A 529-nucleotide genomic window follows, 5' to 3' on the forward strand; every position below is an offset into this window, starting at 1 on the left:
GAGCACGAGAAACTTTGTCTGAATATGGGGGGACCATCCTCCAAGGCTAAATACTACTGACTGACCGATAGTGAACCAGTACCGTGAGGGAAAGGCGAAAAGAACCCCGGAGAGGGGAGTGAAATAGAACCTGAAACCGTATGCGTACAAGCAGTGGGAGCCTACTTTGTTAGGTGACTGCGTACCTTTTGTATAATGGGTCAGCGACTTATATTCAGTGGCGAGCTTAACCGAATAGGGGAGGCGTAGCGAAAGCGAGTCTTAATAGGGCGTTTAGTCGCTGGGTATAGACCCGAAACCGGGCGATCTATCCATGGGCAGGTTGAAGGTTAGGTAACACTGACTGGAGGACCGAACCGACTACCGTTGAAAAGTTAGCGGATGACCTGTGGATCGGAGTGAAAGGCTAATCAAGCTCGGAGATAGCTGGTTCTCCTCGAAAGCTATTTAGGTAGCGCCTCATGTATCACTGTAGGGGGTAGAGCACTGTTTCGGCTAGGGGGTCATCCCGACTTACCAAACCGATGCA

Annotated in this window: 1 rRNA gene; it reads left to right on the forward strand. The window is 50.7% G+C overall.

Annotated elements, in window-relative coordinates:
• A 23S ribosomal RNA gene (locus ACF8FG_RS14900) occupies positions 1-529 on the forward strand; the annotation flags it as partial.

Origin of the sequence: Pseudomonas sp. YQ_6 (assembly GCF_043103245.1) — a bacterium.
Lineage (GTDB): Bacteria > Pseudomonadota > Gammaproteobacteria > Pseudomonadales > Pseudomonadaceae > Aquipseudomonas > Aquipseudomonas alloputida.